The organism is Hyphomonas atlantica corrig. (assembly GCF_000682715.1).
In the GTDB taxonomy this organism is placed as follows: Bacteria; Pseudomonadota; Alphaproteobacteria; order Caulobacterales; family Hyphomonadaceae; genus Hyphomonas; species Hyphomonas atlantica.
Genome location: NZ_AWFH01000063.1, coordinates 105,969 through 125,538 on the forward strand (window position 1 = coordinate 105,969; position 19,570 = coordinate 125,538).

Consider the following 19,570-nt stretch of genomic DNA (forward strand, 5'->3'; position numbering starts at 1 on the left):
GGCCATAAGCTAGCTGGGGCGCGCGACATCATGCTTTTCCTGTTGAACGATCAGATTACCGAGATCGAAATTCCCGAAATGCACCTTTCCAGGAGATGGAAGTCTCTCGGGTGTGGGGATCCTTACGGAATGCGGGCGCGAGAGGCGCTCAACTTCGCCAGCCGCGTGGTCAGCGAGCATATGAAAGAGCATATTCCGCTGGAGGATTCGCTGCTTCAGGATCTGGGCGCGCTGATCATCGCCAAGACCGGCGCAAATGCGGTTCTGTTCCCGAAATTCGGCGACATGATCGGAGAGCCGCGGCTGACCATCCTGCCGGAAACCGTGCTGGCCTCCCTCCGGGATCGCCACCGCCGCGAAGGCAAGGTACCGAATGTGGGCGAGATCTGGCCGAACGCGGCCTGACCTGATCCTGATACTGGTGCTTCAACAGATGCGCCAAATGGGCTAGGGCCTCTGCCCAGCACGAAAGAGCCCAGATTACATGTCCCATGAACAGGAAGCCGCCCGCCGGCGCACCTTTGCCATCATCTCCCACCCGGACGCCGGTAAGACGACGCTGACGGAAAACCTGCTGCTGGCAGGTGGAGCCATTCGCGCAGCTGGCGAAGTCGCTGCGCGTGGGCAGGCCCGACGCACGACGTCTGACTGGATGAAGATCGAACGAGATCGCGGCATTTCGGTTTCCGCCTCCGTGATGACGTTTGAGTTTGACGGTCTTGTTTTCAACCTGCTCGACACGCCGGGACACGAGGACTTTTCCGAAGACACGTATCGCACGCTGACAGCCGCAGACTGCGCCGTCATGGTGCTGGACGCCGCGAAGGGGATTGAGCCGCAGACCCTGAAACTGTTCGAGGTCTGCCGCCTGCGCGATATTCCGATTGTGACCTTCATCAACAAGATGGACCGCGAGGCACAGGACCCGATCGCGCTGCTGGATGAAATCCAGGACAAGCTGCAACTGGATACATCGCCGCTCTACTGGCCAGCCGCCAGCGGGCAGCGGTTTTCCGGGATGATGGACCTGCACAAACAGGAATTCTGCGTGTTCGATCGCAAACCGGGCGAGGCGCCGAAGATTGGCGAATCCGAGCGTATTGCGGGCGACGAAGCCAGCCTCAAGGCGGCGCTGGACGACAGCGTGTTCGAGGAACTTTCCGAGGGCGCAGAAATGGCAACCAGCCTGTTGCCGGAGTTTGACGAACAATCCTTTCTGGACGGACATATGACACCGGTCGTGTTCGGGTCTGCCTTGCGCCATTTCGGTGTTCTTGAATTGCTCCGTACGCTTCACGCCTATGCGCCGCCTCCGCGTGACCAGAAGGCGGAGAAGAAGGGCGAGCCGATCACCGTGCATGCATCTGACAAGCCGGTCTCAGGTTTTGTCTTCAAGATCCAGGCGAACATGGACCCGAACCATCGCGACCGTGTGGCCTTCCTGCGCCTGTGTTCTGGTGAATTCAAGCGGGGCATGCGCCTGAAGACGACGGCGGGCAAGCAACTGAACATCCACAATCCGATGATGTTCCTGGCGCAGGACCGCGAGATTGCCGAGACGGCCTATGCGGGCGACGTGATCGGGGTGCCGAACCACGGCCAGCTGCGCGTGGGCGACAGCCTGTCAGAGAACGGAGATATCCAGTTTGGCGGAATCCCGAACTTTGCTCCGGAATTGCTGCGCCGCGCGCGTGTGAAAGACCCTATGAAAGCAAAGCATTTGCGCAAGGCTCTGGAAAGCCTCGCGGAAGAGGGCGTAACGCAATTGTTCAAGCCGGCTATCGGGTCTGACATGATTGTCGGTGCCGTCGGCCAGCTGCAGTTCGAGGTCATGACCGAGCGCGTTGCCGCCGAGTACAATCTTGAAGTCGTGTTTGAGCCTGCGCCTTACAATGTCGCGCGCTGGCTCAGCTGTGATGATGACAAGGTGCTGGAAGCCTTTCTGGACAAGAACAAGTCCGCCAGCGGAACGGATCTGGATGACGCGCCAGTTTATCTGGCCAAGAATGCCTGGGATGTTGGCTACGCTCAGGAAAAGAACCCGGACATCCGCTTCACAGCCACGAAAGAACGCTTGCTCTAGGTCGGATCTGTCGCGACCAGCGGCTCCGGCTTGTCGCTCGGCGGAGAGGCGAGGTCTGCGCCGCCTTCCAATTCGTCCGCGTTTTGCAGCACAGGCTGAAACTGGTTTTCGTGCATGGCCGAGAGGCCGGACGTTGCGCGCGGATTGTATTCCACCTTGCCTGCGCCGCGTTTCAGTTCACAGCGCGATGCGCCGCCATCAAACCCGGCCATGTAGCTCCACGCCACGCAGGCGCTGCGCGTGTCACATAGCTTCTGGCAATCGCTGGCCGTGGCGGTGTTCGTGAATTCATAGGTCGCGCCATAGCGGTAAACGCCCGTGGCTTGTTCGCTGGCGATCTCAACCGGGGCTTCAGCGGCGTCATGATTGTCGCCAATCGCTGGCAGGTTCAGGCAGGCAGCAAGCAGCAGGGCAGACACGATACGCATTGGGCAGGACTCCATCCGTCTTGCGGAAGAGACTAGGTGCGCGGTCTTAAGGAATGGTTGTTCAGGACCCGGCCAGCGCTTCGCGCTTTTCTTCGATTTCCAGCCATTCCATCTCGATTTCGTCCAGCTCGTCGCGCGCGGCGCCGATCCGGTCTGATGCTTTGGCAAAGCCGTTTGGGTCTCGCGTGTAGAAATCAGGATCGCTCATCTTCTCTTCCAGCGTACGGATCTCTTGCTGCAGCTTCGGGATCAGCGCATTGATTTCCTTCTGGCGATGCTCATCCTTGTATGAAAGCTTTTTCTGCGGTTTCGCGCGGACTGCATTGTCTGCTTTCGGTTTTTCCGACTTCTGAACAGGGGCGTCCGACTTGCGGAAATGCTTCAGCTGGTTCTGCGCGTCGCTCCAGCCACCTGCCGTCACGACCCATCTGCCGTCGCCGACCGGACAGAGGCAACTCGTCACCGTTGCATCCAGGAAGGCCCGGTCATGGCTCACCAGGATCAGTGTGCCATCATAATTGAGCAGCATGTCCTCCAGCAGCTCAAGGGTCTGCATGTCGAGATCGTTGGTCGGTTCGTCCATAACAAGCAGGTTCGACGGCTGCGCCAGGCCGATGGCGAGCGCGAGACGATTGCGCTCCCCGCCCGAAAGCGCGCCAACCGGCTGGCGTAGCTGCTCTGGCTTGAACAGGAAGTCCTTGGCATACGCCGCGACATGGCGCTGATTGCCCTGAACCATGATGGAATCCCCCCCATTCGGGGCGAGGGCCTCCCACACAGTGTCTGTCGCGTTGAGGGAATCCCGGGTCTGGTCCTGATACGTCACCTGCAGCGTCTTGGAGAGGCGCACATTGCCGGCATCTGGCTCGATTTCGCCGAGCAGCAGGCGAACAAGCGTGGTCTTTCCCGCGCCATTCGGGCCGATGATCCCGATACGGTCGCCGCGCAGAATGCGCAGGGAGAGATCATCCGCGATCACAAGGGGACCGTTTGGCGTATCGAACGTTTTCGACAGTCCCTTGGCCTCGATGACCTTCTTGCTCATGGAGTCGCCGGAGCTGACAGACAGATCGGCTGTGCTCTTGCGGTCCTGAAGGGCGCCACGCATTTCGGCGTGCTGCACCCGCATCTGTTTCAGCTTTGCAAGGCGGCCCTGGTTACGCTTGCGCCGGCCAGTCACTCCGCGCGCCAGCCAGTGCTGTTCATCCTTCAACTGAGTGGTCATCCGCCGCAGCTGGCGCTCTTCTTCCACTTCGATCTGTTCGGCCCATTCGTCGAACTTTGTATAGCCTTCCGGGCTTTTCAGAACCTTTCCCTGACGCAGCCACAGCGTGTTTGTCGAAACATTCTCCAGGAACCGACGGTCGTGGCTGACCAGCAAGACGACGCCATTGAAGCCCTTCAGGCGCGCTTCCAGCGCCTCGATCATGGGCACATCAAGATGGTTGGTCGGCTCGTCCAGCAGGATCACATCGGGATCGCGGGCGAAGGCGCGGGCAAGGGCGGCGCGGCGTTGCTGGCCGCCGGATAGCGTGGCTGGGTCGGCACTGGCGTCGACGCCGAACTCCATCAGTTCGGCCTCAGCCATATAGCTGGCCTCCAGCCCGTCTGCCACATAATCCAGAACGGTGTCATAGCCCGCCAGGCTCGGTTCCTGCGCGACAACGGCATAGGTGATGCCCGGTTGGCGCCAGACTTCTCCGCTGTCTGCTTCCACGCTTTCGGAAATGATCTTCATCAGCGTCGACTTGCCCGCGCCATTGCGGCCGACCAGCGCGACGCGCTCTCCTTTGGACAGCGAAAAGCTGACCCCGGTAAACAGGGGTTTGCCGCCAAAGGTCAGGCGAACATCATTCAGGGTGATCAGGGGAGGTTGAGCCATTTTTGCGATGTAGCGTGTGCCGGGGCTGCGCGCTAGGGTGCCAGCGCTGCAATCTCGTCCGGTTTCAGCTGGCGCCATTCGCCTTCGGGCAGGTCGCCGAGTTCGAGCGGACCGAAGCGCAGCCGGTGCAGCGTTTCGACATGGTTGCCCGCGGCGGCGAACATGCGGCGCACTTGATGATAGCGGCCTTCGGTGATGGTCAGGCGCGCGCTGCGTTCTCCGGTTACGTCCAGCTTTGCAGGCAGAAGCGGTTTGTCTTCGCCACGCAGCACCAATGTGCCGCTTGCGAACAAATCACCTTCGTGTCCTTCGAGCGGGCGGGCAAGTGTTGCCTCATAGGTCTTCTCGGTGGACGATTTCGGGGAGATCAGTCTGTGCAGCAATTTGCCATCATCCGTGAACAGGAGAAGCCCGGTCGTGTCGGCGTCCAGTCGCCCGACTGTCGAAAGTGCGGGGCTGCGTTGCAGGAAGCGGGGGGGCAGTAATTCATAGACCAGTCGGCCCTGGTCGGCGCGCGAGCAGGTAAAGCCCGCGGGCTTGTTCATCATCAGAACCATGCCCGGCGCAGGATCGAGCGGTTCATCGTCGAAGCGCAAATTGTCGCCTGACCCCGTGACCCGACCAGACTGGATGGCAGCCTCCATTTCCTTGCGGCTGCCATAGCCGAGATTGGCGAGATATTTCGCAAGCTGACGATCAGTCTTCATCGCTTCCGCTTCGGTTTCTCCGCGCGGATGATCTTGTAGCCACCAGCGTCTTCCAGCATTTCATGTGCCTTGAAGCATTCGCCCAGTAATTGTTCATAGGGCAGGTGCCGATTGGCGACGAGCCAGAGTTGTCCGCCGGTCTTCAGCGCCTTTGCGGCGGCGCGGATGAAATCCTGTCCGAGGGATGCTGCGTCGGCCCGGCCTACGTGGAAAGGTGGGTTCATCACGACGAAGTCGTACAGCGCCGTGCCGGCATCTTTCGTCGCGTCCGCCCATTGCGCGTCCCAATTGTCAAAGCCGGACAGCGTTTCTGCGATACAGGGCAGGGCGCGATGCTCGGCTTCCAGCAGCGTCATATGTTCCACATGCGGACAATTATTGAGGACTTCGCGCGTCAGGAATCCTTGCCCTGCGCCAAAGTCAGCGCCGCGTCCCTTGATGTATTCCGGAATACTGTCTGCCAGTAATTCGGAGCCCGCATCGATCCTGTTCCATGAGAACAGGCCCGGGCGGCTGGAAACGCCACCTTCCATCGTCTGCGGCGCATCAAGGGCGATCCATTCGTCCATCAGAACGGTGTTGATCCGACTGCTGTCTTTCACGGCCCAGAAGGCGCGGCACTTGTTCTTGGACAGCGCTTCAGTTTCGCCGGCGATTTCGCGGAGTAGTTTCTCAATGGTCTTCGAGCCGAGCGTGTTTGGCAAGCAGGCGAGAAGTGTACCGCCCTCCGGCGCATCCCGCAGGGCGCGGGCGAGCAGGGCGCGCGTCTCGTCCTTTTGGCGCGGTGGCAGGATCAGCGTCAGCGGCGCAGCGGGAAAGTGTTCGGCCTCAGGCGGCAGAACCTCGAACCCGGCGGCCTTCAGTGCGTCATGATCCGGCTTGAAACTGTTCTGGCAGACCAGCCGGTCTTTCGGCAGCTGGGACAAATAGGGCGTCACTTCCGCGCGCAGGAACAGGACCGGCCCGTTTTCAGGTAGGGTCACGGCGCCATCTTCCAGCGCGAGCATCAAGGTTTCGTAGACAACAGGATCAAACATGCGCGGTCTTTAGGCGGTTTGCAGGTCGCGGGAAAGGCCCAGCGTCATAGCGGCTGTTACTGACGGATAACGCGCACGCCGCTGCCGGTTCGGGAGCTGGACGCCGTGGCGAAGGCCTGGGCCATGCCGCGATAGAACGTAATGCGCTCTTCCGCCGCTTCACTCATCTCCATGCCAACTTCGGCGCCAAGCAGCGGTTCGGGTGGCATGCCGGCATGTGCGATTTCCATGATGTCCGACCAGAGATCGGCGGGCAGGCCACCGCCGGAAACTTTCGCCATCGGGCTGTCATCATCATTGCCGATCCACACCCCGCCAACATAGGCATTGGAGAAGCCAATGAACCAGGCATCGCGCCAGTCCTGGCTGGTGCCGGTCTTGCCCGCGACGGTCCAGTTGCCGAATTTGGCGCGCTGGCCGGTTCCGAAGGAGGCATTCGTCACACGCGACAGCATGCCGTTCATCTCTTTTGCCAATTCATGATCGAATACACGGTCGCGATTGTAATCCGGCCGCGTATAGAGCACGTCGCCGCGCGAATTCTCGATCTTTTCAATCAGCCAAGGGTCCATGCGGAGGCCACCTGACTGGAATGTGCCGAAGGCGCGGGTGATCTCCCACAGCGACACTTCCTGACTGCCAAGCGCGATGGATGGGAAAGGCTTCAACGGAGTGGTGATGCCAAACCGGCGGGCAACGCCGATGACGCTCTCTTCGCTGGCTTCCTGAGTCAGCTCTGCAGCGACGGTATTGGTGGAGCGGGCCATGGCTTCGCTGAGGGTCATCGGGCCAAGGAAACCGCCGCCATAGTTTTCGGGCTTCCACTTTCCGATGGAGAGCGGCGCGTCCTCGAATACGTCATAGGCAGAAAAGCCGCTTTCAAGCGCTGCCGCATAGACGAATGGTTTGAAGCTGGAGCCCGGCTGGCGTTTGGCTTGGGTGACGCGGTTGAATTCGGACTCGGTAAAGTCTCGGCCGCCGACGAGGGCGACGACGCGCCCCTCGCGGTCAATCACGAGCGCAGCGGCCTGGCTCGCCTTGGCGGCTTCACCATCTTTCTCCATCCGCTCATTCAGTTTGGCGTGGATCTTCTGCTGCAGCTCGACATCAATCGACAAGGTCACCACCATGTCGCCCGGCGGGCGGGGTAGCATCAGCTTCACCCGGTCGGCGACGGTATCCATCACATAGCCGAGTTGGGGGTCGTAATCCGGCGCATCGATGATGGTGATATCGGTCTCGATGGCCTCGGTGACCTCATCCTGTGTGATAAAGCCGAGATCCTGCATCTGCTGCAGCACATAAAGCTGGCGGGATTTGGCGCCTTCCAGATTATCGCGCAAATTAAGTTTGGACGGGGCCTTGGGCAGTGCAGCGAGGATGGCGGCCTCCGGCACCGACAATTCCTCTGGCGGCTTGCCGAAATAATAGCGTGAGGCAGCATCAATACCGTAGAGACCCGCGCCGAAATACACTCTGTTCAGATAGAGCGACAGAATCTCGTCTTTTGTGAGCTTCTTCTCCAACTCGCGTGCCAGTTTCATCTCCTGCGCCTTGCGGGAGATGGTCTGGCGGCTGTCCAGAACGAGGTTCTTGATCAGCTGTTGGGTGATGGTGGATGCACCGGACACGGTCTCTCCGGCGCGCATGTTAGACCAGGCCGCGCGGGCGATGGCCGCGTCGTCTGCGCCATCATGCTCATAGAAGCGTTTGTCTTCGGCGGCGATGAAGGCCTGCGGTACATGGTCGGGCAGGCGGCTGACATCGGTCGCGCGCCCATAGCGCGGGCCGCGAACATCCAGCGTGTTCCCATTGCGATCCACGAATTCGATGGCGGGTTCGCGCTTGGCATCCCACAGCTCCGCCACGGGCGGCAGGCTGGGCATGCCGAAATAGAGAGAGCGCCACTTCCAGAAGGCCCAACCGGCCCCGGCCAGCAGCGCGATCAGCAGGACCAGCATCAGATAACGCCCGGCGCGGGTCTTCAGGAAACCGAAGCGCGAGCGTCGCACCTTTATGGCGCGGGCGCCTGTCGTCTTGCCTGCCTTTGTGGGCGGTTTTCTGGGTGTTTTCGCCATGTGTTCCAGATACCCGAATTCGATTTTTCAACAGGTTAATTGCTTCAGGAATGGGGCAATGAGAAGGCATGGCGTGCAATGTGCCGCCTGCCGCGAGGTCACGCCTTACAATACGGGTATTTCCCGAGTGATAAGAGAGGCACAAACTGGTTCAGTGAAACCAGTATCGACCAGGGCCCGTAAATGATGGCCCGGCACCCCGGAGGAAAACATGCCCACATCACCTGCCGCCACGCCCTCAGAGCATTTTGACGTCCTGATTGTCGGGGCGGGCATTTCCGGTGTCGGGGCGGCCTGGCACATGCGGCACCAGTCTCCGGGAAAGTCGTTCTGCGTGCTGGAAGCGCAGAGTGATTTCGGCGGCACATGGCGCACGCACACCTATCCGGGCATCCGGTCCGATAGTGACCTTTATACATTCGGCTATCGCTTCAAGCCGTGGGAAGGCGCGCCCATCGCGGCGGCGCATGAGATCCTCGCCTATATGGGCGAGGTCATCGAAGAGAACGATCTGGACCAACACATCCGGTACAATCACCGGATCGTTTCGGCGGACTGGTCATCCGAGGGCAAGGTCTGGACCGTCACCGCGAAGCGCTCGGACACGGGTGACACGCAGGTCTTCACGGCCGGCTTTCTGTGGATGTGCCAAGGCTATTACAACCATGAGGAGGGGTACACGCCCGAATGGGACGGCATGCAGGACTTCCGGGGACAGATCATTCATCCGCAAACCTGGCCTGATGATGTAGACCTCAATGGCAAGAAGGTTATCTGTATCGGCTCTGGCGCGACGGCGGCCACTGTGGTGCCGGCCATTGCGGGCGAGTGCGAGCATGTCACGCTGTTGCAACGCTCCCCCACCTATTTCACGCCGGGCCGCAATGTGAACGAGTTGGCCGATGCGCTGCGGGAAGAAGGCGTGGACGCGGACTGGATCCACAAGATCATTCGCAAGCGTGTTCTGTTCGACCAAGCGAAATTCACGGAACTGGCCCAGAAGCAGCCGGACATTGTGAGGGCCGAACTGCTAAAGGGCGTTCGCGATCTGCTGGGGCCGGATTATCCCATCGATCCTCATTTCACCCCGAATTACCGCCCGTGGCAGCAACGCATCGCCTTCGTCCCGGATGGCGACCTGTTTCAGGGCATCGCCAGCGGCAAGGCCAGCGTCGTAACCGACCATATCGACCGGTTCACCGAACGTGGCATCCTGCTGAAATCCGGCGAGGAGCTTCAGGCGGATATCATCATCACCGCCACCGGGTTCAATCTATCCGTGCTCGGTGACATTCCCTTCTCGAGGGATGGCCAGCCCATTGATTTCAGTCAGACGGTTACCTATCGCGGCATGATGTTCACGGGTGTGCCGAACATGGCCTGGGTGTTCGGGTACTTCCGCGCCAGCTGGACCTTGCGGGTTGATCTGATGGGCGATTTCATCAGCCGCCTGCTGAAGCATATGGACGACAAGGGGGCGAAGGAAGTGCGCGTTGAGCTTCGCGAGCAAGACAAGGATATGGAAATCCTGCCCTGGATGGACCCGGACAATTTCAACCCCGGCTACATGATGCGTTCGCTACACCTGATGCCGAAGCGTGGCGCGCATGACATCTGGCAACACTCGCAGGACTACTGGCGCGAGAAAGACGAGATGCCGCTGATCGATCTGGACAGCGAGGAATTTGTCTATGACCGGAAGGGCGCAGATGCCCCCGCAAAGGACAAAGCGCTGGCCTGAGCCTCGCGGAGGTCATTCGCGCTGCAGACGGACGCTGATCAGGGGCAGCCGATGGCGTGCGCCAATATGTTCCGATGCACCTCGCTGGTGCCGGAATAAATCGTGGCGGCGCGGGTCGATAGATATTTCGCTTGTGCAAAGTCACTGTTCGGGGCCAGGCCGAGGCCTGCCTGTGTAATTGCCTGATGCAGTTCCGTGGCGATCACTTTGAGCACAGAAGAGCTCGCCGCGGAACCGACGGGCATTTCCCCACTGGCAACGCGCGCCTCCAATGCTTCAAACGTGTCGACCTTCATGGCCAGATTGTAGAGATCCTGAGACGGCGCAAGACCTGTCATGCCTCGCTTGGCGGCCCGCAGGGCGCGGCGGAGCAGGCCGGTGGTCGTGTTGTTTGACCGCGCAATCGCCATCAATGCCTTTGCGGCTCTCCAACCTTCGCCAATGTCTCCGATACGATCGGCGGCGGGCGTTCGGACATTGTCAAAGAAAACCTCATTCGTTTCCGTCTCGCCACTGATGAAGTCGATGGGACGCACCCGGATTCCGGGACGGTTCATCTCAACGAGCAGAAAGACAAGGCCATCACGTCCCGCACTACCTTCTTCGCATCGCGCCAGCAGGAACATATGCGAGGCATATTGCGCGAAGCTGGTCCAGACCTTGCTGCCATTCAGGATGAAATCATCGCCATCTCGCGTTGCGCGCAAAGACAGGGCTGACAAATCTGATCCGGCTTGCGGCTCGGAAAAACCCTGGCACCATTCATGCTCGCCATTCAGGATGGCGGGCAGGTAGCGGGCTTTCTGGTCCTCGCTACCTTCTGCAATAATCAGTGGGCCGATTGTACGGACGCCGGAATTCATGATGATGGGCGCATCACGCTGTGCGCAGGCATTCTCGAAATACAACCGCTGCGCCGCACTCCAGTCTGCGCCGCCATGTTCAATTGGCCAGGACGGCGCAAACCATCCTCTCGCGAGCAGGCGTTTGCGCCATGCGTCGCATGCCCAACGTGGGGATTTCAGCCCCGTGGTTTCCCGGCCAGCCGCGCGGAGTTCTTCGGTCAGCTCAGCATCGAGAAAGGCATCCACCTCTTCACGAAAGGCGGCGTCTGCCCGCCCGCTTTCAATCTCCGGAATCGGGAAGCTCCCATCCATGTCGCCCTCCTGTGTATGGCGTCATTGGGAGGATACAGTTTCTTGGAGGACAATCTCAATCAGGGGTTATACGGGGTGCGGCACAACTGTCGCCTGTATCAGGAGACAGTGTCGCGAGGGCCCCGCGGTACGATCCGGTACGGATTGATGTGTGCATGCGAGTAATAATAATGCTGTTTGATGTGGTCGAAATGCACGGTCGGTTTCACCTCCGGCATGTCATGAATGCGCTTCATGTAGGCGCTGAGTGCATCATACTGACGGATCATTTTCACGTTACACTTGAAATGCACGAAATAGACCGGATCGAACCGGACCAGCGTGGTGAACAGGCGAATGTCGGCCTCCGTCAGCTGATCACCTACCAGCCATTCGCGGCCATCTGACAGGCGCTGCTCAAGCCAGTCCAGCGCGTCGAACAAGGGCACGATGTTCTCGTCATAGGCATCTTGTGTCTGGGCAAAGCCGCATTTGTAGACGCCATTGTTCACCGGTTCGTAGACGCGCGCATTCACATGATCGATCTCATCGCGCAAATCAGCAGGATAGAAGTCGGCTTTGTTTCCGGTGATTTCGTTGAAAGCGGTATTGAAGATCCGGATGACTTCGGCGCTTTCATTGTTGATGATGGTTTCCTCCTGTTTGTCCCAGAGAACCGGCACGGTCACCTTGCCGGAATAGTCCGACTTCGCCTTTGTGTAGATCTGGTGCAGGTATTCCTTCCCATAGAGCGGGTCTCCGGACGCGCCTGGAAAATCCGTCTTCAGCTCCCATCCTTCATCCAGCATATGCGGGTGAACCACGCTGACCGGGATCAAGTCCTCGAGTCCTTTCAGATGGCGGAAGATAAGCGCGCGATGGGCCCACGGGCACGCATAGGACACATAGAGGTGGAACCGGCCCGCCTCGGCCTTTACGGCATCCTGTCCATCCGGGCCGGGAGAGCCATCCGGCGTGATCCAATTGCGGAAGGCGGAATCTTCACGGTCGAACTTGCCGTCATCTCCGGCGAACTCGTCTTTCTGCTTCCACTCTCCGTTCACCAGCAGGCCAGGCATCATCGTCTTCCTTTTCGTATCAATTCCCCCTCAAGCAACGGCTGGCGGGCCGGGTGGTTGCATCACGGTTCAGGCTGGGGAAGATTGGCGCACGTCAATCATTGACAGGTGGAGTCGGGATTTCTACAGCCGCGATTGGAACGCAGCTTCGTGCATCGTGTTCGCTTCGGTGTTCGCCCGCTCCAGGAATGACCGCGCTTACGAGGCTGGAATGTTCAGATCTATCTCCGCCATTGCTGCCCTCTTGTTCGCTGCGGCCATCCTGTATGCCGGGAACGGCTTGCAGAGCACCCTCCTGTCCGTGCGCGGCGACATCGAGGGCTTCCCGACCACTGTCATCGGCTTGTTGGCGTCGGCCTATTATGCCGGGTTCATTCTCGGGTGCCGCCTTGTGCCCGGCATGATTCAGGGCGTTGGGCATATCCGCGCCTTCGTGGCCCTCGCCTCCATCGCTTCGTCGAGCGCATTGGCGCACATCCTCTTTGTCGAGCCGATTGCGTGGGGCGGTCTGCGCTTCATCACGGGTTTCAGCTTTGCGGGCCTGACCATGGTTCTGGAAAGCTGGATCAATGAACGCGCAACGAATGAGAACCGCGGCAAGATCCTGTCGGTCTATCGGATTGTTGACCTTGGCGCCGTGACTATTGGCAACGGCCTGCTCGCCATCGCGCCGCCTGAGGGCTTCCAGCTGTTCGTATTGGTGTCCATCCTGATCTCCATTGCGCTCGTGCCTGTGGCCCTGACCCGGTCTTCATCACCCGCGCCGCTGGAAACGGCGAAGCTGGACATCGTGCAGCTCTACAAGGTCTCGCCGGTCGGCGCGATTGGCGCGGCGGCGACGGGCCTCGCCAATGCTGCCTTCTGGGGCATGGCACCGGTCTATGTGCAGGAACTCGGTTATGGCGCGGCAGCGATCGCAGCCTTCATGAGTACCGCCATCATCGGGGCGGGCCTGTTCCAGTTCCCAACCGGTTGGCTGTCAGACAAGATTGACCGCCGCATGGTGATTTTCGCCAGCTCCCTGCTGGGCACCGGGGCGTCAGCCTTGCTTGCCACGTTTGCGGGCTTGTCAGAGAACGCCATGCTGGGCTTCAGCTTCCTGTTCGGTGCTTTCATCATTCCTGTGTTCGGCATCTGCGCTGCCCACGCCAATGATCACGCAGCCGTCGGCAAGGCGGTTGCGACCAGTGGCGGCCTCCTGCTGCTTTACGGCGTCGGGTCTGTCGTTGGTGCATTGGTCGGCGCGCTGGTCATGAGCGCGTTCGAGCCTGCAGCCTTGTTCTGGTATATCGCGGGCGTCTATCTTGTGCTGGCCGTCTTCACGCTGCTGCGCATCGGCATCAAGCGCCGTCCGCGCATCATCGGCAAGAAGTCACGCTACATTCCAATGGCAAAAAGCCCGCTGACGCGCGTTTACCGCAAGCGTGCAAAGTCGCAGGGCAAAGACCCAGCCAAGAACGCGCCGAAGGCCGAACCCAAAACCTGAGGACGGTTAATGCTTCAGGCCATGCCCGGCCGCCAGGCATCGCGCAGGTGAATTGGCAGGCGACCCGGCACAATGCCGATCAAATCGTAGCGCCACCCATGCTGTGAGTATTGCGGCCGCTTGGCCATCCAGTTTTCGGCTGCGCGGGCGATGCGCTGCCACGCATGTACGCTGACCGCATCAATCGCCGTTGCCTCACGCTTGCGGGCTTTCACCTCGATAAACACGATCGTACCGGACTTTTCCGCGATCAGGTCAATCTCACCTACCGGTGTGCGCACCCTATGCGCGAGGATGCGATAGCCCTTGAGGCGTAGGAAGAGCGCGGCATAGGTCTCGCCGGTTCGGCCACGTCGCTCGGCGGCCGTGCGTTTGTCGCTTGGGCGCCGCGCGTTAGCCATCGGCCTTCAATTGCAAGGCGCGCTGATAAACCTCCCGCTTGGGCAGGCCGAGCGCTTCGGCAACGGCATTGGCGGCGGCCTTGGTCGGATGGTCCTGCAGGGCGTCGCGCAGCGCAGCGTCCAGGCCTTCGGCAGTCACTTCCGCTTCGCCCGGTGGGCCGACGAGCAGCACGATTTCCCCGCGTGGCGGGCCGGCTTCTGCATAGTGCGCGGCAAGGTCTGCCAGCGTGCCGCGCCGCGTTTCCTCGAACAGTTTGGTCAGCTCCCGGGTCACCGCAGCGTCACGCGGTCCGAGCACGGCAGCAAGGTCTGCCAGCGCGTCGGCAAGACGGGGGCCACTTTCATAGAAGATCAGCGTGCCCGGCACAGCTTTCAGCGCCTCCGCGGCAGACTTCCGTGCGCCGGATTTTGGCGGCAGGAAGCCCGCGAACAGGAATTTGTCACTTGGCAAGCCACTGGCCACGAGACCAGCCAGCATGGCCGATGCACCCGGCACGGGGATGACCTTTACGCCGGCCTCAAGCGCTTCATGCGCCAGCTTCCAGCCCGGATCCGAGACAAGCGGCGTACCGGCGTCAGAGATCAACGCGATCCTGGCGCCGTCCTGCAAGGCCGAGATCAGGCCCGGTCTCCGTTCCGCCCCATTGTGGTCATGATAGGGGCTGAGCCGCGCTTTAATCCCATAGGCCGACATCAGCTTTCCGGCGAAGCGCGTGTCCTCTGCCAGAACCTCATCGGCAGCGGCCAGCACGTCGAGTGCGCGCAGGGTGATGTCGCGCAGATTGCCGATCGGGGTGGAAACCACATAGAGACCCGGATCCAGAGATACAGCCGGTTGCCCCTTGGGGTGGCCGGGCCTAGAGTCGGCGGAGGCGGGAATCGCCCCGGAGTCAGAAGGATCAGGAGATGACATTGCTTCAACCATTGCTCAGGAAGCTTCCCGCGCCAAGTCTTCTGTTGGCTTCGCTGCTTCTGGCCACAGCCTGTGCCACAGCGCCAGCGCGCCAGCCAGTGCCGATTGGCACCGGACAGCCGCGTGACGAACCGGTTACCGGTGTCCCTCGGGATCTTGGCGATGTGCCGGGCGAAGAAATCGAAATCACTGACATTGAAGATCTCGACGACATGCGCCGGGGACGGGGAGACCGGGGCCTGACACCACCCTTCATGCAGGGCCGTGAGATCAAGCGCGCCGCTGTGCTGCTGCCTTTCTCTCACCCGAACGCGAATGTTCGCGCCGAGGCTGAAAGCATGCTCGCCGGAATTGAGCTGGCGCTGTTCGAATATGCCGACAAGGATTTCCTGATCATCCCAAAGGACACCGCCGGCAAGACGTCTGTTGCGGAAGCGCGCCTTGATGAAGCCTTTGAAGACAAGGTGGATGTTGTTCTAGGCCCGCTCTTTGGGGCGAATGTGAAAACCGTGCGGGAAAAAGCCCGCAAGGAAGACGTGCCGGTTATCGGCTTCTCGAATGACCGGTCTGCCGCCGGGGGCGGGGCCTATCTCGCTTCAATCACGCCTGACGAAGAAGTGCGGCGTGTGATGGAGTATGTCGCGTCGCGCGGCGTGGATACGTTCGTTTTCCTGGGGCCACGCTCTGAGTATGGCCGCCAGATCGAAGCGGCGATGCGTTACGAAGCCCCGCGTCTGGGCGCAGTGCTGGCTGCCTCGGCATTTTACGGCGAAGACAGCGGCGCTGGCGCTGAAGCGCGTCAGATCGCCAATGTTCTCAAAAATGAACTGTCCGGGCGTCTGGATCGTGTCGCCGTGATGATTCCGGAGCGCGGAGTGAAACTGCTGTCTGTCGCGCCGCTGCTGCCATATAATGGCGTCGACATGCGTCAGGTGAAACTGATCGGTACGTCATACTGGGACGATTCCAGCATCTGGCGTGAGCCAACCCTGCGCGGCGGCTATTACGCTTCGACTGATCCCAACAACAAGACGGCCTTCACCCAGACCTATCGTCGGATCTATGGCCGCGCGCCGACTGACCTGGCTGCATTGGCCTATGATGCCGCAGCGCTGACCGTCCGTCTGGCCGCCGATGACAGCCTGACCTATGGCGGCGTGACCGATCCCGACGGCTTCTTCGGCGTAAATGGCCTGTTCCGCTTCCGCATTGACGGCACATCCGAGCGTGGCCTGGCCGTGATGCAGATTCAGCCCGGCGGGGCAGAACTGGTCGAGGGGGGTGTGCAATCCTTCCCGACAACGCCTGTTGGCCCCAGCTGATACCCGTCCTGACGCTGCGCGACCTGTGACGATCCCTTGCACGTCGCGCAGTGCTCCCCCACATGAGCGGCTGATGTGAGACAATCCTGGAAGACGATAGCCATTCCATGAGCAAGCGCGACTATTACGAGATTTTGGGCGTATCCAAGGATGCGGACGAGAAACAGCTGAAGTCCGCCTACCGCAAGCTGGCGATGAAGTATCATCCTGACCAGAATGCAGGGAATCCGGAAGCCGAAGAGAAATTCAAGGAAGTGGGCGAAGCCTACGCAATTCTGAGCGACGGCCAGAAGCGTGCCGCCTATGATCGGTTCGGGCATGGTGCCTTTGAAAATGGCGGCGGGAGCGGAGGCAACCCGTTCGGCCAGGGCGCCAATCCGGAAGACATCTTCTCCGACCTGTTCAGCCAGGTATTTGGTGCGGGCGGCTTTGGCGGCGGTCGTCGCCGGGGCGGGCCACAGCGCGGTTCGGACCTGCGCTACGATCTGGAAATCACGCTGGCCGAAGCCTGGGCCGGCAAGGAAGAAACCATCCATGTCCCACAGGCCGTGCCCTGTACAGGCTGTGACGGGTCTGGCGCCGCGCCGGGCACACAGCCGGAAACCTGTGACACGTGTGACGGCGCGGGCCGCGTGCGCGCACAGCAAGGCTTCTTCACGATGGAGCGCACCTGCGTCCGCTGTGGCGGCAAGGGCAAGATCATCAAGAAGCCCTGCAAGGAATGTGGCGGCGTCGGTCAGGTCCGCGAAGAACGCAAGCTGCAAGTAAAGATCCCGGCAGGCGTGGAGAGCGGTATGCGCATCCGCCTGTCAGGTGAGGGCGAACCGGGCGAACTGGGCGGCCCGAGCGGCGACCTCTACATTTTCGTCGATGTTGTCGAACATGACATTTTCGAACGCGATGGCCCGAACCTCTATTGCCGCGCGCCGGTGCCGATGGCGACCGCCGCGCTGGGCGGCGAGATCGAGATCCCGACCATTGATGGTGGCCGCGCCCGTGTTGTCGTGCCGGAAGGCGCGCAGACAGGCCGCAAGCTGCGCCTGCGCGGCAAGGGCATGCCATCCGTGCGCCAGTCAGGCCATACGGGCGACTTGTTCGTGGAAATGTTTGTCGAAACGCCGCGAAACATGTCAGCCCGCCAGAAAGAGCTGATGCGCGAATTCTGCGAGTGCACAGGCGCTGACTGCCATCCGGAGAGCGAAGGCTTCCTGGGCCGCATCAAGCGCTTCTGGAGCGGCGATGGCGACGAGCACCGCCCGAACTAGCGGCACACCTCCACCCAATCCAGAACGGATGCGATCATCTCCTCGCGTGACCATGAAAAGGAATGGTCGCCCGAAAGAGTGAGCGTCGTGGCGTTCACGTCCGGGCTCTGGGTGTAAGCCTCCATGAGGGGCTGAACGACTGTCTCCAGCGGCACGGCTTCATCCTCGTCGGCTGCAATGATCAGCACGTTGCGTCCTGCAAACTCCGGCGCAATGGCCGCAATATCAAACGCGTCCCGATTTTCGATCAGCTCACGGACCAGCGCATCACCAGATGTTCCGGCCAGCATTTGCAGCGTATCACCATAGGCGGAAAATCCGGCCTTCATGTCCGCGCTTGCGGAGATGGCGTCCGCCACGACTGCGAAGTTTGCCGGGGCGAGCCCCGCAGCGCACGCGATCGTCTCATCCTTTGCACCAGCAGCCAGCGCGGCGAACCCGCCCATCGAATGCCCGATCAGGATGATCTTGTCCGGATCGCTCCGGTAGGCGTCGGCGTTGGTGCGAACATGGTCAGCGGCTGAGGCCACATCTTCAATCACGTGCGTGAAGGAGAAATCGCCCTCGCTGCCCCACGCGCCGCGATAGTGAAAGAACAGGACATTGAATCCGTTCGCGCGGAGATCCTGAGCCAGGTCAAGATTCTTCTCGTTGCCCGGAAAGCCGTGCAACAGCAGAACGGTCGGGTGCGGGCCGGGGCCATCGGCAACATAGACAAGACCGTTCAACCGCTTGCCGTGGCTCTGGAAATTCATTTCCACCAGCGCCGGTGGATGGTCCGCATCATGGGTGATGCCCGTTTCCGGCAGCACAGCGCTCTGGCCCGCACAGCCCGCGACACTGGTCATCACAAGCAGCGATGCGGCAATTCCTGTTATCTGTTTCATCCTGTTCTCCCTTTGCGCAATCTTACGCCAAACGTTCGCGGCTCCAAGCCTGTCGACGCGGAAGCCTTGCCCCGCAAGGCAAACCCGGCCTATCTGCCGCGCGGAACACAGGTTTTGGCGGGCAGGCACATGAAAGCAGCGGGCATATTCAGAAAAGTCCAGAAGGGGCTGACCGACCTCTCTCGGTTTGAGCGGTGGATCTGGATCGGCGTGCTGGTCGTGCTGTTCGTCAGTACGGTCGTTCGCCTGACATCCGCTTTCTTCCCGCAATTTGCAAACTGGGCGAGTGAGGCAAGCGAGCTGAGCGCGTTCGTATTCAACACGGTGGGGCTTGCGCAATCTGTGACGCTGACCCTCGTCGTCGCCCTGCCACTCTTGCGCTATCTGCTGACCCGCAACCCGGCCGAGAAGGTGGCTGAGCGGATCGTGAAGAAGCGCCAGCCGCACCTGATCAAGGATCTCAGCTCCCTGGCCGAGCTAGGCGAATTGCGCTTTCCTGCGCATGAGCTGGAAATCGTGTCGGACAATGACGCGCTGAAGGAATTCAGCCGCATGAACGCCGAGTGTTTCGAGGAAAGCGCAAACTATTCCGGGGACTATGTCGACAAGCTGTTGCGCAACACCAGCGTTCATGACCGCTATCCGCAAAGCTTTGCATTCGTGCTGGATGAAACCGGGGAACGGATGGGTATCTCCATGGTTATTCCGTTGAACTCGACTGCGACACACCTCTACAAGCGGGGTGTATTGTCAGATCACGATGTAATGGACATTCATGTCGCAGCAAAAGGGGAGCCATGCGACTGTATCCTCCTGTTTGCGATTGGTATGCTGACCACTTACCGCCCGGCCGGCGGCAAGGCAGATGGCTCTGCCGCAATTCGGCGGCTCGTGCGCAATCATGTCCACCATATCTGGAAGGTTGCGTCTGATTTCGATCTCGAAACCGTACCCTTCATCATGCAGGTCGAACGCCGCAGCATCCTGCGCATGGGCGAAATGTTCGGCTTCCGAAAGCTGGAGGGCAAGGGCGCGGATGGCGACCCGTTGTTCGAGATCACCTGGCCGGAATTCAAGGACAATCTAGGCCAGTTCCTCGACGCAGACTAAGCCTTCGCAAAGGAC

General features: G+C 60.5%; 17 protein-coding genes. 7 read left to right on the top strand and 10 right to left on the bottom strand.

Features of this window, described 5'->3' with window-relative positions:
- The first annotated feature begins 30 nt into the window (after positions 1-30).
- Both HY36_RS17335 and HY36_RS17340 read left to right on the top strand, forming a co-directional pair.
- A complete protein-coding gene (locus HY36_RS17335; protein ID WP_155842034.1) occupies positions 31-405 on the top strand; it encodes a hypothetical protein in 375 nt (124 codons plus the stop codon).
- A gap of 79 nt (positions 406-484) precedes the next feature.
- Positions 485-2,083 carry a peptide chain release factor 3 gene (locus HY36_RS17340; protein WP_035555689.1) on the top strand — a complete coding sequence of 533 codons (1,599 nt, stop codon included), beginning with the start codon at positions 485-487 and terminating at the stop codon, positions 2,081-2,083.
- Here HY36_RS17340 and HY36_RS17345 read toward each other — a convergent pair.
- The 5 genes from HY36_RS17345 to HY36_RS17365 form a co-directional block, all read right to left on the bottom strand.
- A complete protein-coding gene (locus HY36_RS17345; RefSeq protein WP_035555692.1) occupies positions 2,080-2,511 on the bottom strand; it encodes a PAN domain-containing protein in 432 nt (143 codons plus the stop codon). The two genes, HY36_RS17340 and HY36_RS17345, sit on opposite strands and share 4 nt — an antisense overlap.
- 61 nt (positions 2,512-2,572) lie before the next feature.
- Entirely contained in the window at positions 2,573-4,402 is a 1,830-nt protein-coding gene (locus HY36_RS17350; protein ID WP_035555779.1) for an ATP-binding cassette domain-containing protein, read from the bottom strand.
- A gap of 23 nt (positions 4,403-4,425) precedes the next feature.
- Complete coding sequence (locus tag HY36_RS17355; protein ID WP_035555695.1) at positions 4,426-5,100, bottom strand: pseudouridine synthase; 675 nt, start codon at positions 5,098-5,100, stop codon at positions 4,426-4,428.
- On the bottom strand, positions 5,097-6,137 hold the full coding sequence (locus HY36_RS17360; protein ID WP_035555698.1) for a methyltransferase: 1,041 nt from the start codon (positions 6,135-6,137) through the stop codon (positions 5,097-5,099). The genes HY36_RS17355 and HY36_RS17360 overlap by 4 nt, the downstream gene beginning before the upstream one ends.
- 56 nt (positions 6,138-6,193) lie before the next feature.
- On the bottom strand, positions 6,194-8,215 hold the full coding sequence (locus tag HY36_RS17365; protein WP_051602935.1) for a transglycosylase domain-containing protein: 2,022 nt from the start codon (positions 8,213-8,215) through the stop codon (positions 6,194-6,196).
- A gap of 211 nt (positions 8,216-8,426) precedes the next feature.
- On the opposite strand from HY36_RS17365, the gene HY36_RS17370 reads away from it, so the two are divergent.
- Positions 8,427-9,956, top strand: a complete 1,530-nt coding sequence (locus HY36_RS17370; RefSeq protein ID WP_051602936.1) for a flavin-containing monooxygenase — start codon at positions 8,427-8,429, stop codon at positions 9,954-9,956.
- A 38-nt stretch (positions 9,957-9,994) separates the two neighbouring features.
- On the opposite strand, the gene HY36_RS17375 is transcribed toward HY36_RS17370, so the two are convergent.
- Complete coding sequence (locus tag HY36_RS17375; RefSeq protein ID WP_081806272.1) at positions 9,995-11,113, bottom strand: acyl-CoA dehydrogenase family protein; 1,119 nt, start codon at positions 11,111-11,113, stop codon at positions 9,995-9,997.
- 98 nt (positions 11,114-11,211) lie between these two features.
- Complete coding sequence (locus HY36_RS17380; RefSeq protein WP_035555701.1) at positions 11,212-12,171, bottom strand: glutathione S-transferase family protein; 960 nt, start codon at positions 12,169-12,171, stop codon at positions 11,212-11,214.
- A gap of 211 nt (positions 12,172-12,382) precedes the next feature.
- Here HY36_RS17380 and HY36_RS17385 point away from each other — a divergent pair, with 211 nt between their 5' ends.
- The gene (locus HY36_RS17385; protein ID WP_051602937.1) at positions 12,383-13,657 is read left to right on the top strand and encodes an MFS transporter; all 1,275 of its coding nucleotides are present in this window, start codon (positions 12,383-12,385) and stop codon (positions 13,655-13,657) included.
- 14 nt (positions 13,658-13,671) lie between these two features.
- On the opposite strand, the gene HY36_RS17390 is transcribed toward HY36_RS17385, so the two are convergent.
- Both HY36_RS17390 and rsmI read right to left on the bottom strand, forming a co-directional pair.
- Positions 13,672-14,058, bottom strand: coding sequence for a YraN family protein (locus HY36_RS17390; protein ID WP_035555704.1), 387 nt, complete (start codon positions 14,056-14,058; stop codon positions 13,672-13,674).
- Positions 14,051-14,971, bottom strand: coding sequence for a 16S rRNA (cytidine(1402)-2'-O)-methyltransferase (gene rsmI, locus HY36_RS17395; RefSeq protein ID WP_206741229.1), 921 nt, complete (start codon positions 14,969-14,971; stop codon positions 14,051-14,053). The genes HY36_RS17390 and rsmI overlap by 8 nt, the downstream gene beginning before the upstream one ends.
- Here rsmI and HY36_RS17400 point away from each other — a divergent pair.
- Together HY36_RS17400 and dnaJ are read left to right on the top strand one after the other, a co-directional pair.
- Positions 14,965-16,293: a penicillin-binding protein activator gene (locus HY36_RS17400; RefSeq protein WP_081806273.1), complete on the top strand. Its 1,329-nt coding sequence runs from the start codon at positions 14,965-14,967 to the stop codon at positions 16,291-16,293. The two genes, rsmI and HY36_RS17400, sit on opposite strands and share 7 nt — an antisense overlap.
- Positions 16,294-16,400: 107 nt before the next feature.
- Positions 16,401-17,558: a molecular chaperone DnaJ gene (gene dnaJ, locus HY36_RS17405; protein WP_035555711.1), complete on the top strand. Its 1,158-nt coding sequence runs from the start codon at positions 16,401-16,403 to the stop codon at positions 17,556-17,558.
- On the opposite strand, the gene HY36_RS17410 is transcribed toward dnaJ, so the two are convergent.
- Complete coding sequence (locus HY36_RS17410; RefSeq protein WP_051602939.1) at positions 17,555-18,445, bottom strand: alpha/beta hydrolase family protein; 891 nt, start codon at positions 18,443-18,445, stop codon at positions 17,555-17,557. The genes dnaJ and HY36_RS17410 overlap by 4 nt on opposite strands.
- 12 nt (positions 18,446-18,457) lie before the next feature.
- On the opposite strand from HY36_RS17410, the gene HY36_RS17415 reads away from it, so the two are divergent.
- Complete coding sequence (locus HY36_RS17415) at positions 18,458-19,555, top strand: hypothetical protein (protein WP_035555714.1); 1,098 nt, start codon at positions 18,458-18,460, stop codon at positions 19,553-19,555.
- Positions 19,556-19,570: the final 15 nt, after the last annotated feature.

Coding starts and splice junctions, on each gene's coding strand:
- HY36_RS17335 (WP_155842034.1), top strand. CDS start 31: ATGCTTTTCCTGTTGAACGATCAGATTACCGAGATCGAAATTCCCGAA.
- HY36_RS17340 (WP_035555689.1), top strand. CDS start 485: ATGTCCCATGAACAGGAAGCCGCCCGCCGGCGCACCTTTGCCATCATC.
- HY36_RS17345 (WP_035555692.1), bottom strand. CDS start 2,511: ATGCGTATCGTGTCTGCCCTGCTGCTTGCTGCCTGCCTGAACCTGCCA.
- HY36_RS17355 (WP_035555695.1), bottom strand. CDS start 5,100: ATGAAGACTGATCGTCAGCTTGCGAAATATCTCGCCAATCTCGGCTAT.
- HY36_RS17360 (WP_035555698.1), bottom strand. CDS start 6,137: ATGTTTGATCCTGTTGTCTACGAAACCTTGATGCTCGCGCTGGAAGAT.
- HY36_RS17365 (WP_051602935.1), bottom strand. CDS start 8,215: ATGGCGAAAACACCCAGAAAACCGCCCACAAAGGCAGGCAAGACGACA.
- HY36_RS17370 (WP_051602936.1), top strand. CDS start 8,427: ATGCCCACATCACCTGCCGCCACGCCCTCAGAGCATTTTGACGTCCTG.
- HY36_RS17375 (WP_081806272.1), bottom strand. CDS start 11,113: ATGGATGGGAGCTTCCCGATTCCGGAGATTGAAAGCGGGCGGGCAGAC.
- HY36_RS17380 (WP_035555701.1), bottom strand. CDS start 12,171: ATGCCTGGCCTGCTGGTGAACGGAGAGTGGAAGCAGAAAGACGAGTTC.
- HY36_RS17385 (WP_051602937.1), top strand. CDS start 12,383: ATGTTCAGATCTATCTCCGCCATTGCTGCCCTCTTGTTCGCTGCGGCC.
- HY36_RS17390 (WP_035555704.1), bottom strand. CDS start 14,058: ATGGCTAACGCGCGGCGCCCAAGCGACAAACGCACGGCCGCCGAGCGA.
- HY36_RS17400 (WP_081806273.1), top strand. CDS start 14,965: ATGACATTGCTTCAACCATTGCTCAGGAAGCTTCCCGCGCCAAGTCTT.
- rsmI (WP_206741229.1), bottom strand. CDS start 14,971: ATGTCATCTCCTGATCCTTCTGACTCCGGGGCGATTCCCGCCTCCGCC.
- dnaJ (WP_035555711.1), top strand. CDS start 16,401: ATGAGCAAGCGCGACTATTACGAGATTTTGGGCGTATCCAAGGATGCG.
- HY36_RS17410 (WP_051602939.1), bottom strand. CDS start 18,445: ATGAAACAGATAACAGGAATTGCCGCATCGCTGCTTGTGATGACCAGT.